Source organism: Streptococcus sp. Marseille-Q7087, assembly GCF_965111935.1.
The window spans coordinates 1,473,661-1,485,650 of the sequence record NZ_CBCOPJ010000001.1 but is presented as its reverse complement, the minus strand read 5'-3'; the positions used below and the strand labels follow the sequence as shown (position 1 = coordinate 1,485,650).

Here is an 11,990-nt window from a genome sequence, read left to right as displayed (position 1 = left end):
AAAGAGTCGTATAGAAAGAGGACAAAATGGCAACATACGGATTTTTAGATGTTTTACAGGAAGAGTTGGATAAAAACTTTCCTTTTGATTATGAGATTAGTTGGGACAAGCGTAATCATGCGGTTGAAGTGAGTTTTCTATTAGAGGCACAAAATACTGCAGGAGTGGAGATGTTGGATGAGGACGGAGAGGTATCATCAGACGATATCCTTTTTGAGGAAGCGGTTCTCTTTTACAACCCTGCCAAGTCAACTGTTAATGAGGAAGACTATTTGACAGTCATCCCTTACCTGCCTAAAAAAGGTTTTTCTCGTGAATTCTTAGCTTATTTTGCCCTATTTCTCAAGGATACTGCAGAGGTCGGGCTAGATGCCCTCATGGACTTTTTGGAAGACCCAGAAGCTGAAGAATTCGTCATGGAATGGAACCAAGAAGTCTTTGAAGAAGGAAAAGCAGGCTTGGAAGAGGGAGAATTTTACCCTTATCCGAGATACTAAATAATAAAAAATAAAACTAAAAAGGAGAATATATTATGAAAGAACAACAGATTTTTGATAAATTAAAGGAAAAATTTGTAGGCTATGACATTCGGAGAAGTCATGAAATTAGTAAAGATAACCATAATCATTTATTTGCAGATTTTGCTATTTTCCACACTGAGAAGCCATTTGTAATATTGGAATATAAAGAAACGTATAAAAAAGATAATGATATACTAGAGCGTATCGAATCGTATTTACAAGTTCCAGCGTTCGTTGTGGTAATCGAAGACGGAGAGTTGTTCTTTTATAAGTCTCTTAATGAGGAGGCATTGAATTTTATTGAGTTTCAGGAATCACTTCAAGAACTAACTATTGAAAAAGCAGAAAATAATTTTTTAGGAGTTGAAAATACAGAGGAAGAGATTATAGAGGATATTAGTAGTCCGTTTAACCCAGAAGATATCAGCATACAACAACAGTTGTTGTCGGTTAAATATTTGCATGAACTTCATTCGGAGGATGCAATTAACTTAAGTCCAGATTTTCAACGTGGCTATGTTTGGAAAGAGAATAAGAGAAAATCCCATTTAATTGAATCATTAATGTTGAGCATACCTATACCTGCATTTTACTTGTATGAAACTGGTGCGGATAGCAGTGATGATTATGAATTCTCGGTTATCGATGGTCAACAACGTTTAACAACAATTTTTGATTTTTTAAACGATAAGTTTCGGTTATCGTCATTAGAGTATCTGGGTGATTCCTACAACGGAAGCAGATTTTCGGAGCTCCCTCCAAAAATAAAAAGTAGAATAAACAGAACACAGTTATCTTTGAATATACTTAGTTACGATTCTCCACACAGAATTATTTATGATATTTTTAAACGCATTAACACTGGAGGGAAAGCTCTTAATAACCAGGAAATGAGAAATGCCGTAAGTACAAATAATACTAGAAAATTATTAAACTTATGCACAGAATCTGAAGAATTTCTATCTGCGACTAACAGGCGTGTTAAAACGTTGAGATTAGATCATCATGAATTAGTATTGCGATTTTTTGCCTTTCATAGAATCTATGATTTTGAAGGGAAAAAAGTGAATTATCAGAGTTCTAACATTGTTGACTTATTAAATAATGAGAATGAAAAGTTAAATAAGATAATTTCTCAAGAAAACCTTATCCAGTATTTAGAAATTTTTAAAACTTCAATGAGTAGATGTTTTAAGTTATTCGGGGATAAAGCGTTTGTGAAGGTTAGCTATAATAAAGAGAAAGAAGAGTACGAATATTCTATGCTAATAAACAAACCACTGTTTAGTGCGTTTAGTGTTATTTTAGCCAATAGAGAATATGAAGATATTAATTTTGAAAATTATAGTCGAGTAGCTCTATATAAACTCTCTCAAAAGTTAGAAGATCCTATTAATTTTATGTCTATATCAACTTCGACGAATAGTAAGAGTAAAGTAGAAAACTATTTTAAAATGTGTCAGGAGGTAATTGATGAATGTCTGTTAGAAATGTAAAAATAAAAAATTTTAAGTGTTTTCAAGAGGAAAGTATAGAGTTATCAAAGTTGACTGTATTGACGGGGAAAAACTCAGCAGGAAAATCATCTTTTATTCAATCTCTGTTATTATACGAATTGGCTGGGAAAGAAAAGAGGATCTATACTAATAATGTATTTGGGTTAAATTTAGGTTTACCATCAAAATTAATTAATTTTACCGATAGTAGCATAGATATAGATAGTAGTGGACAGGAATTTCAAATTGGTATTGATGGCAAAACATCTACGTTTTCTATTGAAGAGGAACGTTTTTCTGAAAATTACTTATCAACGTTAACAAAGGAAAGAAACGAGAAAACATTTTATTATATCAACGCCGAAAGATTTGGGCCTAGAGTTTCTCAAATGATTGAAAAGACAGATGTAGAAGATGTAGGAAGCTTTGGGCAGAATACGCTGTTTGTTTTAGATAGAGTTAATGTTAAGTATAGAGCCCTGAAATTTCCTACAGTAATAAAAAAGAGCAATGGTGGCTTTAAAAATGAGTGTGAGTATTGGGTAAATAAAATTATTGATGATGTTCAATTTGAGGTTTTTGTGAATGATGACTTAGGAGTGTCTTCGTTGAGGTTTAAAGAAAATGGAATAGATGTACTACCAACTAATGTTGGTTTTGGGATTTCATATATTCTACCAATAATAGTTCAAGGTCTTTATTTATCGGTACTAAATAATGATGATAAACAAAATAGGGTGCTCATTGTTGAAAATCCAGAGGCACACTTGCATCCGTATGGACAATCTCAAATTGGACAATTTTTAGCTGAATTAAGTCATAAAGGGGGAGTTCAGGTAATCGTTGAAACACATAGTGACCATGTAATTAATGGTATGAGATTATATAGTTTAAGACAAAAGTGTGTTGAATCAGATTTTAGATTATATTATTTTAATAAACAAGATGGAAGACATAAAATAATTTCTATTGGAATTAATGAATCAGGAGAAATTATTGATTGGCCAAAAGGTTTCTTTGATCAAGCTAAAATTGATTTATTTGAAATGATGAAGCATAGATTAGGAAGATAGAATGAAACATAAGATTGGTGAATTGTATGTACATACTCCTTGTGATTTTGGAGCGATTACAATGGAGAGTGACTACTTTATTTATTTGAGGGAGAATATTGAAAATGCTTCTTGTAAAATTCCCGATGAATATTATTGTGCGGAAGACGAAAGTAGAAACCTCATAATTAATGTATCAAACGAATTTCTTAATCTTTTGTTGCCAGAATTGTATAAAAATATTGAAATAAGAAGTCGAAAAACATATCAAGAAATTGAAAGTGATTCTTATTATAAATTTTTAACAGATAGAGAGATAAAAAATTCAGTAATCAATGATGTTGAAGCAATGGAACTTGAAAAAGAGTTCATATTATCGATGCCGATGAGTGAATTTGAATCAACGCTCAAAATTCCTTATTTTGATAATTTTTTATTAGCAGAGGAAGATTTTGAGTTTGAATTTGTTAAAGATTATTCAGCAAAGGATTATAAACAAGAAATCATACGAGTTTTAGATAAATTGAATGATTTTTGTTATGGTAATAAATTAGATTCATTTATTGGACATAGAAGTGAATTAATTAATAGTTTAAAGTCTTACGTAGCAAATTGTTCAGGCATGGGAAGTGGAGAGACAAAGGAAAAATATAAAATTGGAAAGCATCATTATATAATGCATTTTAAATTATTTCGACCTGATAGTAGTGTGCGTATATATTTCGATTTTAATGAATCAGCTAATAAGATTGTTTTGGGAAAGATTGGATATCATTTATAAGTAATTTAGGATTTTAGAAAGAAGATTATCATGGAAACATGGCAAGAGTTAAAAGTAACAGTGAAACGTGAGGGGGAGGAATTAGTTTCCAATCATTTGATTGAACTAGGTGCCCAAGGTGTTGCGATTGAAGACAGCATGGACTATGTGGGGAATGTCGACCGTTTTGGTGAGATTTTCCCAGAGGTTGAGCAACAAGAAGAAATCGTGGTGACGGCCTACTACCCGGAAACGGTTGATGTAGCAGCGGTTGAAGCGGATTTGCAGGCGCGTCTCGCTGAATTGACGGACTTTATGGATCTGGGTGAAGTCAAGATTGGCACCACTGCCTTGGCTGAGGAAGATTGGGCAGATAATTGGAAGAAATACTATGAACCAGCTCGTATCACCCATGATTTAACTATCGTTCCGTCTTGGACAGACTATGAGGCGACAGCTGGCGAGAAGATTGTCAAGCTGGATCCAGGGATGGCCTTTGGGACAGGAACGCATCCGACGACCAAGATGAGTCTCTTTGCCTTGGAGCAGGTTCTTCGCGGTGGAGAAACAGTGCTAGATGTGGGGACAGGTTCAGGGGTTCTTTCTATTGCTAGCTCACTCCTAGGTGCCAAGGAAATTTTCGCCTATGATTTGGATGATGTAGCGGTTCGAGTCGCTCAGGAAAATATTGAGCTCAATCCTGGTATGGAAAACATCCATGTAGCCCCAGGAGATTTGCTTAAAGGCGTGGAAATCGAGGCAGACGTCATCGTAGCCAATATTTTGGCGGATATCCTTATTTACCTGACGGATGATGCTTATCGTTTGGTCAAGGACGAAGGCTATCTCATCATGAGCGGGATTATCAAGGACAAGTGGGACATGGTGCGTGAGTCGGCTGAGTCAGCTGGATTTTTCCTTGAAACCCACATGATCCAAGGAGAGTGGAATGCCTGTGTCTTCAAAAAAACCAAGAATATATCTGGTGTGATTGGAGGCTAGCATGCAACAGTATTTTGTAAAAGGTTTGGCTAGCTCACCTGTCACCATCGAGGACAAGGAAACCAGCAAGCACATGTTTCAGGTCATGCGTTTGAAAGAAGAGGACGAGATTACTCTAGTTTTTGATGATGGGATTAAGCGTTTGGCACGCGTGGTCAATGTAGAGGCGCGTCAGTTTGAGCTGATTGAGGAATTAGCAGATAATGTGGAACTGCCTATTCAAGTGACCATCGCATCGGGCTTTCCCAAGGGAGACAAGCTGGAGTTTATCACACAGAAAGTAACCGAACTCGGTGCTAGCCAAATCTGGGCCTTTCCTGCAGACTGGTCAGTCGCCAAATGGGATGGTAAGAAGTTGGGTAAAAAGGCTGAGAAACTAGAAAAAATTGCCCTCGGAGCAGCCGAGCAAAGCAAGCGGAACCTTGTTCCAAGTATCACCCTTTTTGAGAAAAAATCAGACTTTCTAGCACAATTGGACCAGTTTGACCGAATCGTGGTGGCCTATGAGGAGTCAGCAAAAGAAGGTGAATCAGCTGCCCTTATTCAAGCTGTTGCTGGGTTAGAAAAAGGATCTAAACTGCTCTTTATCTTTGGACCAGAAGGTGGTCTTTCACCCGCAGAAGTTGAAAGCTTCCAGTCTAAAGGAGCAGTTCTTGCAGGGCTGGGTCCTCGCATCCTACGAGCAGAAACAGCACCACTTTATGCCTTATCAGCCATCAGTGTTTTGCTTGAATTGGAAAAATAAGAGACTATGAAAAAATCACCTGTTTTAGGTGATTTTTTTATGCGCTTGAAATGGCGAGTGAAGGAGTTAATCCTCACATATTTGAGGCATTCGTTATAATCTCTGCAGAAGAAATGGATATCCAAACCATTTCTAATCTTGTGTTCTATTAAAACAGGGCAAATCATACTATTTAGAGAAGGAGGATATTCCTAGTCTTGAAGAAAGCTTGTGGGAACTAACAAAAAACGACTCCGAAAATCGGAATTGTAGAGATGATAAAAGAGGTTGGATGATTTTCCAACCTCACTTTTTTAATCTTAATGGAATTGCATACCACCATCTACGATAATGGTTTGACCTGTAATGTAGTTTGAATCTGGTCCAGCGAGGAAGCTAACTGCTGCAGCCACATCTTCTGGTTCAGAGAGACGTTTCAATGTAATATCTTTTGCGAATGTTTGCATACCCCATTCATCATCTTTTCCTGCATTTTTCCCAACTTCATGGGCGATATCATACATCATTGGTGTTTTAACGATACCTGGAGCATAAGCGTTGACAGTGATGCCTGAGTCAGCTAAATCACGCGCTAATGTTTGAGTAATACCGCGAACAGCGAATTTTGTACCGCCATATACAGTCAAGTTGGGATTTCCGACAACACCTGCTTGGGAAGTAGCATTGATAATTTTACCACCGTGACCAAGTGATTTGAATTGAGCTTGAGCAGCTTGTGCTCCCCAGATTACCCCACCGACGTTAATAGCAAATGTGCGGGCGAATTGTTCCTCTGTAATAGTATCAAGAGGTGTAGTAGGAGCGACACCAGCGTTGTTTACGACAACGTTCAAGTCTCCGAAATGATCGACAACTTTTTGGAAAGCTGCAGAAACCTCTGCTTGTTTAGACACATCAGCTACCACAGCAAAAGCCTTGTCTGCTGACAATTCAGCAACTGCTTTTTCAGCTGTTTCAGCATTATAGTCCAAAACCCCAACCTTAAAACCATCTTGGACCAAGCGTTTTGCGATTGCAAAACCGATTCCTTGACCTGCACCTGTAACAATAGCTACTTTAGACATATGATTCCTCCTTTGGTATCTATGATACCGTTCAAACGTTCAAAAAGAACAGCAAAGGGTTAGAAGTGAGTAGTGATAAGTTTCTAAAAGAAGCCCTATCACTTTTTAGTATACAACTTTGTGAAATTTGTGTCAAACAAAGACTGATTTTTAGAAAAATGAATATTTTTCAAGATCAAAATAATTAAAACTTTACTTTGCAAGGTTTAGAGTTAGAGAAATAAAACTATCGTGTAAAGGGAAAAAGGGCACAACATTTTCTAAGCACTTTTCTTGAAACCCTTTCCTTCATTTGATAGACTAATACATAGTTTGAAATAAAGGAGACTTAACATGAAAAAATTTGTTGCTGAATTAATCGGTACTTTTATGCTTGTGTTCATCGGAACAGGAGCTGTTGTTTTTGGAAATGGTGTTGAAGGACTTGGGCACCTTGGGATTGCTCTTGCCTTTGGTTTGGCAATCGTAGTCGCAGCCTTCTCAATTGGAACTGTTTCAGGTGCTCACTTGAACCCAGCTGTTTCTATCGCTATGTTTGTTAACAAACGTTTGTCATCTTCAGAACTTGTAAACTACATCCTTGGACAAGTAGTTGGTGCTTTCCTTGCATCTGGATCTGTCTTCTTCCTCTTGGCAAATTCAGGTATGTCAACTGCAAGCCTTGGTGAAAATGCCTTGGCAAATGGAGTAACTGTATTTGGTGGTTTCTTGTTTGAAACAATCGCAACTTTCTTGTTTGTCTTGGTTATCATGACTGTGACTTCAGCAAGCAAAGGTAATGGCGCAATCGCTGGTTTGGTGATCGGTTTGTCATTGACAGCTTTGATCCTTGTTGGATTGAATATTACTGGTCTTTCAGTAAACCCAGCTCGTAGCTTGGCTCCTGCTGTATTGGTAGGTGGCGCAGCTCTTCAACAAGTTTGGATTTTCATCCTTGCACCAATCGTTGGTGGAGTTCTTGCAGCCCTTGTTGCTAAAAACTTCCTTGGAACTGAAGAATAATTGAAACTCTAAAAACCTACTCTTCACATTGGAGAGTAGGTTTTTTATATATTAAAATCCCCCACATGAGAAATGGGGGATTTGTGATTAACTCAATTCAGCAACGATGGCTTTGATTTGTTCTGCAGTGTGGACACCAGCCACTTGTTTAACAACTTGTCCATCTTTCTTGAAAAGAAGTGTAGGGATAGACATGATACCAAATGAACGAGCAGTGTTTGGATTCTCATCAACGTCCATTTTAACGATCTTCAAGACATCTTCTGAAAGTTCTTCAGACAATTTGTCCAAGATTGGACCTTGCATACGACATGGACCACACCAAGTAGCCCAGAAGTCTACCAAGACCAATCCGTCTTTAGTTTCTTGTTCAAATGTTGCATCTGTAATTACTTTTGCCATAGTATTTCTCCTTTTTAGTTATATTGGCTTAAATCTTGTTTCATGAGATAGAAGAAGACATCTCCATAAGTCCCATGGTAGTCCAGAACATGACCATTGTAGGTTAGTTTTTGGACAGGGTAATAGTCGGCGACACCAATCAAGCAGGCATGTTGAGAACGTTCAAATTCTTCATATGAATCGAAGGTCATTGTTCTCTCTTGCTTGCTGGCATCCAGATAAGTGATTTCAATCATAGGATTCTCCTTTGCTAAATCATGTCTTCATTTTACTCCTTGGAAAAAGGAATGTCAAGAAAATTGATTGCGCACGCAAGTTTTTTGAAAAACTTTAAGATAACCAACTTGCTTTTGTTTCAAGACTTTCTTCGACTGCTTTTTGTAGATAAGCAAGAGTCGTCTGGCCCTCACTAGTAAGGCAGATAAAACTAGCTCGCTTGTCCTGATCGCAGCATCTCCGACTAAGTAAACCACAGTTTTTTTCTTCTAGGCGTGCCACCATCCGTGATACAGCGCTAGGGCTCAGATGAAGTTTATCTGGCAAGTCAATCTGTCTCAAAGATTTTTCTTGAGCTTGATTTAAAAAGTGCAAGAGATAAAATTCCTTGAGAGTAAGTCTCTGTTCACTCTGCTCAGAGATCGTTTGCTCTAAAATAGCTTCCAGCTCTACTTGTCGGCGGTTGAAGTCGAACCATTTTTCTAAGTAAGTCACGTCAATCTCCTTTCCTCTATAATAGTTGTAAATGGATTTTTGCATCTAAGATGCTTGCGCACGCAATTAGTATACAACTTTTTCCATGAGATAGCAAGAAGGAGGTTTCTTGTGTATTTCCTTGAAATTTTCTGAAAAAGGAGTAAACTGGTATGCAGAAAGTCTATTTGTGGAGTAAACGATGAAGTTATATGTTCAGTTAATGATTCTCTTTGTGATTTCGCTGATTGGTGAGGGAATTTCTGTTCTTTTCCATTTGCCTATCCCTGGAAGCATTATCGGTTTGATTATTTTATTTCTGGCCTTGCAGTTCAAGTGGCTGCGGGTACGACATGTCAACATGGTTGGGAATTTTCTTCTCGCCAACATGACCATCCTCTTTCTGCCTCCTGCAGTTGGGATTATGGAGAAATTTGATGTGATTGCTCCCTATTTATTGCCCATTGTCTTGATTGTCTTTTTTGCAGCAGTCATCAATATTATCTTGATTGCGCTGGTCGTTCAATTTATCAAAAAGCGTTATGAAGGTGATTACGAAGAAAGAGGTGCCAAATGAGCGAATTTGTATCCAATCCACTTTTTGGGATAGCCTTGTCAATCCTAGCTTATCTAGGAGGGATGATTATCTTTAGGCGCTACCCTCATCCTTTGACAACTCCTTTACTGCTAGCAACCTTGTTTATCATAGCATTTCTGAAATTGACGGGTATTTCTTACGCTACCTATTATCAAGGTGGGGTCTACCTCAATAACTTGATTGTTCCCTCAACAGTAGCTTTAGGAATTCCTCTTTATAAGAGTTTTCACCTCATGAAACACCATGTTAGAAGTATTCTACTCAGTAGTTTCCTTGCTGTTGTTGTAAATACAGTTTTTACAGCTTTAGTTGCAAAATTTTTCGGTATGGATTTCTTCTTGGCGATTTCGCTTTTCCCAAAGTCTGTAACGACGGCCATGGCAGTTGGAATTACGGATAAGCTACAAGGGATAGCGACGATCACCTTGGTAGTTGTAGTAGCAACTGGCATTTTGACTAGCGTTATTGGACCAACACTTTTAAAATGGCTCAAGATTGACGACCCAGTAGCTGTTGGTCTTGCTCTTGGAGGAACTGGTCACGCAGTCGGGACTGGAACAGCTTTTCGCTATGGAGCTGTTGCGGGGGCTATGGGTGGTCTGGCTATCGGTGTCACCGGTATTCTCTATGTATTTGTAAGTCCCATCGTAGCAGGTTTGATATTGAGTTAAAAAATAAGAGTTTTATATTTCTTTGTGTAAAAAGAAGCCCCTAGCTTTATTTGCTAGGGGTTTCATTCATTATTGTAAGTTTACTTTGTTCTTTAAAATATAGTAGGTTCCGAGATAGAAGCCGACGCTAAGGATTAAGTCTTTGAAAATTTCAAAGGATAATACCCAATTGTAGTCGAAATCGATGCGAAGATTGAGGGTGATAAATCCAAGAACAACTTGGATGGCGATGTAGGCGACAACTGCAAGAGCTGTACGGTATTCATTAAAGAGTTGACCGATAGAGATAGACAAGTAGATACAAAGAATACCTGCAAGAGTATTAAAAATATAAGAAATCAAGGCTAACAAGAAATTATCTTGATAATTTTTTAGAATATACTCGGCAAAGGTAGATAGGTAAGCGCCTGGATCAACCATGACAATGATGATGTAAAGACTAAAAAGAAAGACCAGTGTACTTGTCAAAGACCAAACAAAGGCTCCAAGCAGTTTAGCGGAGAGGATCTGGTGTTCAGATACCGGCAGGGTGAGAGTTAGATAGCCACGACGATCGTAAACACTTCCCTTAAATCGTTGAATAATCAAAATCAAGGTTGAGATACTCAAAGTAATAACCAGACCACCAAAAACCAGAGATAGAAATACTAACATGACAACGCCCTTATCTTGATAATAGGTGCTTGAGAGGCTACTGCCCTGAATACCTATGATGACAGATAAGGATAGTACAGCTGCATAGAGGGCTAAAAACCATTTGTTGACATTTTTAAATTCATAACGGACTAAATTCCAAAACATAACAATCTCCTTTAACTAGGCTTTGAATTCGTGACGGAAGAGCTGGTCAATTGATTCACCTGACTCGTAACGAATATCATCCACATTCCCTTGACGGACAACTCTTCCATCCTTGAGGAAAATAATCTCATCCAAGATTGGTTCGATGTCCGAAATCAAGTGAGTTGAAATCAAGACAGTCGAAGTTGGAGAGTAATTGTTGATGATGGTGTTCAAGATGTAGTCACGAGCTGCGGGATCGACACCACCGATTGGTTCGTCAAGGACGTATAGACGAGCGTCACGACTCATGACCAGAATCAACTGAACCTTTTCTTTGTTCCCTTTTGAGAGTTTCTTGAAACGGCTATTCTCATCGATACCAAGGTCGCGAAGAAGACCTTGAGCACGTTCGAGATTGAAATCTTTATAGAAGGTCTTGAAAAAGGTAAGAGCTTCTTTGACTTTCATCTGTTCGTTGAGATAGGTCGTATCAGGTAGATAAGAAACGATAGCCTTAGTTGCTGGGCTTGGTTCCATATCGTTGATAAGAATACGCCCACCATCAGGTTGTAACAAGCCATTGATTAGTTTAATCAGGGTTGTTTTTCCGGAACCGTTTGGGCCAAGGAGACCGACAATCTTTCCTGCCGGGATTTCAAGGGAAACATTTTGAAGAGCAGGGCTTGCTCCATAGAATTTTGAAACATTTTCAAACGTTAACAAGGTCATAGTCTAAACTCCTTCAATATAATCTCTCAAAACAGTTGGTAGTTCTTCTTTTTCATAGCCAAATTCTACCATGCCTGTTACAAATTGCTGCAGCTGTTCTTCTGATAGTTGCTTCCGGGATTGGAGGATTAAGTCCAAGTCCTCGGTGACAAAACGCCCTGCAGTCCGCTTGGTGTATACAAAGCCTTCTCTTTCTAGATCTGATAGGGCACGTTGGATGGTATTAGGATTGACGCCAGCCTCGCTAGCCAGTTCTCTGACAGTTGGCAGTTGTTGGTTGGGTTCTAGTTTATGGGAAACGATTTGCAGTTTGATCTTATCCATTATCTGCAAATAAATAGGTTTATTATTATCAAATGTCCAGGACATCACGGTCTCCTTTCTACAACTTCTTTTTGTATCACTTAAATAATACAACTAAACAAAAAACTTGTCAAGCCAAAAGGAGAATTATTTTGGGAATTGCTCAAAAAAT

At 38.0% G+C, this 11,990-nt stretch carries 16 protein-coding genes; 9 read left to right on the top strand and 7 right to left on the bottom strand.

What is annotated here, in order from left to right:
• Window positions 1–26 precede the first annotated feature (26 nt).
• Genes ACWPVF_RS07760 through ACWPVF_RS07735 form a run of 6 tightly spaced genes read left to right on the top strand, consistent with a single transcriptional unit; the run spans window position 27 to window position 5,576 of the window.
• Entirely contained in the window at window positions 27–497 is a 471-nt protein-coding gene (locus ACWPVF_RS07760; protein WP_454385525.1) for a DUF3013 family protein, read from the top strand.
• A gap of 35 nt (window positions 498–532) precedes the next feature.
• The gene (locus ACWPVF_RS07755) at window positions 533–2,017 is read left to right on the top strand and encodes a DUF262 domain-containing protein (RefSeq protein WP_454385523.1); all 1,485 of its coding nucleotides are present in this window, start codon (window positions 533–535) and stop codon (window positions 2,015–2,017) included.
• Window positions 1,999–3,090, top strand: coding sequence for an AAA family ATPase (locus ACWPVF_RS07750; protein ID WP_454385521.1), 1,092 nt, complete (start codon window positions 1,999–2,001; stop codon window positions 3,088–3,090). The genes ACWPVF_RS07755 and ACWPVF_RS07750 overlap by 19 nt, the downstream gene beginning before the upstream one ends.
• A 1-nt stretch (window position 3,091) precedes the next feature.
• Entirely contained in the window at window positions 3,092–3,850 is a 759-nt protein-coding gene (locus ACWPVF_RS07745) for a hypothetical protein (protein ID WP_454385519.1), read from the top strand.
• A gap of 30 nt (window positions 3,851–3,880) precedes the next feature.
• Entirely contained in the window at window positions 3,881–4,831 is a 951-nt protein-coding gene (prmA, locus tag ACWPVF_RS07740) for a 50S ribosomal protein L11 methyltransferase (protein ID WP_454385517.1), read from the top strand.
• Between the two features lies 1 nt (window position 4,832).
• Window positions 4,833–5,576 carry a 16S rRNA (uracil(1498)-N(3))-methyltransferase gene (locus ACWPVF_RS07735; protein ID WP_454385515.1) on the top strand — a complete coding sequence of 248 codons (744 nt, stop codon included), beginning with the start codon at window positions 4,833–4,835 and terminating at the stop codon, window positions 5,574–5,576.
• A gap of 299 nt (window positions 5,577–5,875) precedes the next feature.
• Here the strand turns inward: ACWPVF_RS07735 and ACWPVF_RS07730 are convergent, their stop codons facing one another.
• Window positions 5,876–6,640, bottom strand: coding sequence for a (S)-acetoin forming diacetyl reductase (locus ACWPVF_RS07730; RefSeq protein ID WP_454385513.1), 765 nt, complete (start codon window positions 6,638–6,640; stop codon window positions 5,876–5,878).
• Between the two features lie 333 nt (window positions 6,641–6,973).
• Between ACWPVF_RS07730 and ACWPVF_RS07725 the strand changes: the two genes are divergently transcribed.
• A complete protein-coding gene (locus ACWPVF_RS07725; RefSeq protein ID WP_049503253.1) occupies window positions 6,974–7,642 on the top strand; it encodes an MIP/aquaporin family protein in 669 nt (222 codons plus the stop codon).
• An 87-nt stretch (window positions 7,643–7,729) separates the two neighbouring features.
• Here ACWPVF_RS07725 and trxA read toward each other — a convergent pair whose 3' ends face one another.
• From trxA to ACWPVF_RS07710, 3 genes are all read right to left on the bottom strand, one after another.
• Window positions 7,730–8,044: a thioredoxin gene (gene trxA, locus ACWPVF_RS07720; protein ID WP_454385511.1), complete on the bottom strand. Its 315-nt coding sequence runs from the start codon at window positions 8,042–8,044 to the stop codon at window positions 7,730–7,732.
• A 14-nt stretch (window positions 8,045–8,058) separates the two neighbouring features.
• Window positions 8,059–8,280 carry a DUF4649 family protein gene (locus tag ACWPVF_RS07715; RefSeq protein WP_223333888.1) on the bottom strand — a complete coding sequence of 74 codons (222 nt, stop codon included), beginning with the start codon at window positions 8,278–8,280 and terminating at the stop codon, window positions 8,059–8,061.
• A gap of 94 nt (window positions 8,281–8,374) precedes the next feature.
• The gene (locus tag ACWPVF_RS07710) at window positions 8,375–8,755 is read right to left on the bottom strand and encodes a MarR family winged helix-turn-helix transcriptional regulator (protein ID WP_454385509.1); all 381 of its coding nucleotides are present in this window, start codon (window positions 8,753–8,755) and stop codon (window positions 8,375–8,377) included.
• A 181-nt stretch (window positions 8,756–8,936) separates the two neighbouring features.
• Between ACWPVF_RS07710 and ACWPVF_RS07705 the strand changes: the two genes are divergently transcribed.
• Both ACWPVF_RS07705 and ACWPVF_RS07700 read left to right on the top strand, forming a co-directional pair.
• On the top strand, window positions 8,937–9,311 hold the full coding sequence (locus ACWPVF_RS07705) for a CidA/LrgA family protein (RefSeq protein ID WP_235083450.1): 375 nt from the start codon (window positions 8,937–8,939) through the stop codon (window positions 9,309–9,311).
• On the top strand, window positions 9,308–10,003 hold the full coding sequence (locus ACWPVF_RS07700; protein WP_454385507.1) for an LrgB family protein: 696 nt from the start codon (window positions 9,308–9,310) through the stop codon (window positions 10,001–10,003). The genes ACWPVF_RS07705 and ACWPVF_RS07700 overlap by 4 nt, the downstream gene beginning before the upstream one ends.
• Window positions 10,004–10,072: 69 nt before the next feature.
• On the opposite strand, the gene ACWPVF_RS07695 is transcribed toward ACWPVF_RS07700, so the two are convergent.
• From ACWPVF_RS07695 to ACWPVF_RS07685, 3 genes are read right to left on the bottom strand one after another with little or no spacing between them, the layout of a single operon-like run.
• A complete protein-coding gene (locus ACWPVF_RS07695; RefSeq protein ID WP_454385505.1) occupies window positions 10,073–10,804 on the bottom strand; it encodes a hypothetical protein in 732 nt (243 codons plus the stop codon).
• Between the two features lie 15 nt (window positions 10,805–10,819).
• The gene (locus tag ACWPVF_RS07690) at window positions 10,820–11,515 is read right to left on the bottom strand and encodes an ABC transporter ATP-binding protein (RefSeq protein ID WP_454385503.1); all 696 of its coding nucleotides are present in this window, start codon (window positions 11,513–11,515) and stop codon (window positions 10,820–10,822) included.
• Between the two features lie 3 nt (window positions 11,516–11,518).
• Window positions 11,519–11,884, bottom strand: coding sequence for a GntR family transcriptional regulator (locus ACWPVF_RS07685; RefSeq protein ID WP_006149409.1), 366 nt, complete (start codon window positions 11,882–11,884; stop codon window positions 11,519–11,521).
• Window positions 11,885–11,990: the final 106 nt, after the last annotated feature.

Coding starts and splice junctions, on each gene's coding strand:
- ACWPVF_RS07760 (WP_454385525.1), top strand. CDS start 27: ATGGCAACATACGGATTTTTAGATGTTTTACAGGAAGAGTTGGATAAA.
- ACWPVF_RS07755 (WP_454385523.1), top strand. CDS start 533: ATGAAAGAACAACAGATTTTTGATAAATTAAAGGAAAAATTTGTAGGC.
- ACWPVF_RS07750 (WP_454385521.1), top strand. CDS start 1,999: ATGTCTGTTAGAAATGTAAAAATAAAAAATTTTAAGTGTTTTCAAGAG.
- ACWPVF_RS07745 (WP_454385519.1), top strand. CDS start 3,092: ATGAAACATAAGATTGGTGAATTGTATGTACATACTCCTTGTGATTTT.
- prmA (WP_454385517.1), top strand. CDS start 3,881: ATGGAAACATGGCAAGAGTTAAAAGTAACAGTGAAACGTGAGGGGGAG.
- ACWPVF_RS07735 (WP_454385515.1), top strand. CDS start 4,833: ATGCAACAGTATTTTGTAAAAGGTTTGGCTAGCTCACCTGTCACCATC.
- ACWPVF_RS07730 (WP_454385513.1), bottom strand. CDS start 6,640: ATGTCTAAAGTAGCTATTGTTACAGGTGCAGGTCAAGGAATCGGTTTT.
- ACWPVF_RS07725 (WP_049503253.1), top strand. CDS start 6,974: ATGAAAAAATTTGTTGCTGAATTAATCGGTACTTTTATGCTTGTGTTC.
- trxA (WP_454385511.1), bottom strand. CDS start 8,044: ATGGCAAAAGTAATTACAGATGCAACATTTGAACAAGAAACTAAAGAC.
- ACWPVF_RS07715 (WP_223333888.1), bottom strand. CDS start 8,280: ATGATTGAAATCACTTATCTGGATGCCAGCAAGCAAGAGAGAACAATG.
- ACWPVF_RS07705 (WP_235083450.1), top strand. CDS start 8,937: ATGAAGTTATATGTTCAGTTAATGATTCTCTTTGTGATTTCGCTGATT.
- ACWPVF_RS07700 (WP_454385507.1), top strand. CDS start 9,308: ATGAGCGAATTTGTATCCAATCCACTTTTTGGGATAGCCTTGTCAATC.
- ACWPVF_RS07695 (WP_454385505.1), bottom strand. CDS start 10,804: ATGTTTTGGAATTTAGTCCGTTATGAATTTAAAAATGTCAACAAATGG.
- ACWPVF_RS07690 (WP_454385503.1), bottom strand. CDS start 11,515: ATGACCTTGTTAACGTTTGAAAATGTTTCAAAATTCTATGGAGCAAGC.
- ACWPVF_RS07685 (WP_006149409.1), bottom strand. CDS start 11,884: ATGTCCTGGACATTTGATAATAATAAACCTATTTATTTGCAGATAATG.